3 protein-coding genes are annotated in these 1,572 nt (G+C 71.4%); 2 read left to right on the top strand and 1 reads right to left on the bottom strand.

Going from position 1 to position 1,572, the window contains the following annotated elements; all coding sequences use genetic code 11:
* The coding region (locus ACFW2E_RS46600) for an alcohol dehydrogenase catalytic domain-containing protein (protein ID WP_384478170.1) at nucleotides 1–232 on the bottom strand (232 nt) is incomplete at its 3' end.
* 237 nt (nucleotides 233–469) lie between these two features.
* On the opposite strand from ACFW2E_RS46600, the gene ACFW2E_RS46595 reads away from it, so the two are divergent.
* Together ACFW2E_RS46595 and ACFW2E_RS46590 are read left to right on the top strand one after the other, a co-directional pair.
* The gene (locus tag ACFW2E_RS46595) at nucleotides 470–1,318 is read left to right on the top strand and encodes an SMP-30/gluconolactonase/LRE family protein (RefSeq protein ID WP_384478167.1); all 849 of its coding nucleotides are present in this window, start codon (nucleotides 470–472) and stop codon (nucleotides 1,316–1,318) included.
* A 124-nt stretch (nucleotides 1,319–1,442) separates the two neighbouring features.
* On the top strand, nucleotides 1,443–1,572 hold a 130-nt coding region (locus ACFW2E_RS46590), incomplete at its 3' end, for a DUF1330 domain-containing protein (protein WP_384478173.1).

The following is a 1,572-nucleotide window of genomic DNA, read 5'->3' as shown; positions in this document are numbered from 1 at the left end:
CAGTGACACCCTCGACGAACGACTCAACCACACCCGCCGCCTCGTGGCCCAGCAGGAAGGGGAAGTCGTCGTTGATGCCGCCCTCGCGGTAGTGCAGATCCGTGTGGCAGACACCGCACGCCTCGATCTTGACCAGCGCCTCACCCGGGCCGGGGTCGGGCACCACGATCGTCTCCAGGCTGACAGGGGCGCCCTTGCCCCGCGCGACGACTGCACGAACCTGGTGGGCCATGGCCACTCCTCGGCTGATACGGAGTCGAGATGTTGCTCATTACGGCACACATCTCACGTGTCGCAACACAGCATCCTGGAGCGCGGAGCCCCGGTCAAGAATCTGGATCCGGACGACCGGGACACCCCTGGGCCCGACGGCGTACTCGGGTGGCCCGGCCGGCCTGTCGATCCGGCCGACCGCCGTTCGTACGGACATTGAGAGGCCGGCGACCGGCCGGCCGCGCGAAGGGGCGTGATGACGATGACCGAGGTGTCGACGCTGCTCACCGGCCGGGGACTGCTCGAGTCGCCGCGCTGGCACGGCGGCCGGCTGTACTTCTCGGACTGGTCCGCGGGCGAGGTCGTCGCCGTCGATCCCGCCGGTCGCGACGAGGTCGTCGCACGGGTCGCTTCGCTGCCGCTGTGCACGGCCTGGCTCCCGGACGGCCGGATGGTGGTCGTCTCCTCCCCGGACGGGCGGCTCCTGCGCCGTGAGTCCGACGGGGGTCTGGTCACCCACGCGGATCTCGGCATGCCGGGCTGGAACGACATCGTGGTGGACGGCCGGGGCAACGCCTATGTCAATCGCATCGGTTTCGACCCGATGGCGGGCGAGGAGTTCCGGCCCGGGTCCGTCCACCTGGCGGCGCCCGACGGTTCGGTGCGCCAGGTGGCGGACGGCATCGCGTTCCCGAACGGCATGGCGGTGACCGCGGACAACTCCACACTGATCGTCGCGGACTCCTACCGTCACAGCCTGGTGGCCTTCGACATCGGCGCGGACGGCGAGCTGCTGCGCCGACGCCCGTGGGCCGGCCTCGGCGAGGGCGTCCCGGACGGCATCTGCGTCGACGCGAGCGACGCGGTCTGGTACGCCGACGTCCCCCATCGGCGGTGCGTGCGCGTGGCCGAAGGCGGAGCCGTCCTGGAGACGGTGCCGTTGGACCGCGGGGCGTTCGCCTGCGCGCTGGGCGGCCCGGACGGAAGGACACTGTTCATCACTGCGGCCCGCTGGCGCGGGATGACCGAGTCCGAGATGGTGGCGGCGGGCAGCGGCCGAGTGCTCGCCGCTCGCGCCGGTGTACCGGGGGCGGGGTGGCCCTGAGGACGGCACCGCCGACACGTCCGCCAGGGGGCGTTCCGGACGATTACCCGGCGGGTAATCGACCACGGCCCGACGGGATGCCACGATCTTCGCGTACGGAGCCCGACCGACCCGGAAGGACACCATGCCCGCCTACGCCATAGCCCACCTGCGTGAAGCCGCCCCGCACCCGGAGATCGCCGAGTACATCGAGCGCATCACCGCCACCTTCGAGCCGTACGGCGGCCGATTCCTGGTGCACGCCTCGCAGCACC

Origin of the sequence: Streptomyces sp. NPDC058964, assembly GCF_042741275.1 — a bacterium.
Lineage (GTDB): Bacteria > Actinomycetota > Actinomycetes > Streptomycetales > Streptomycetaceae > Streptomyces.
Note: the sequence above shows the minus strand (reverse complement) of the source record. Positions and strands in the feature narration are given on the sequence as shown.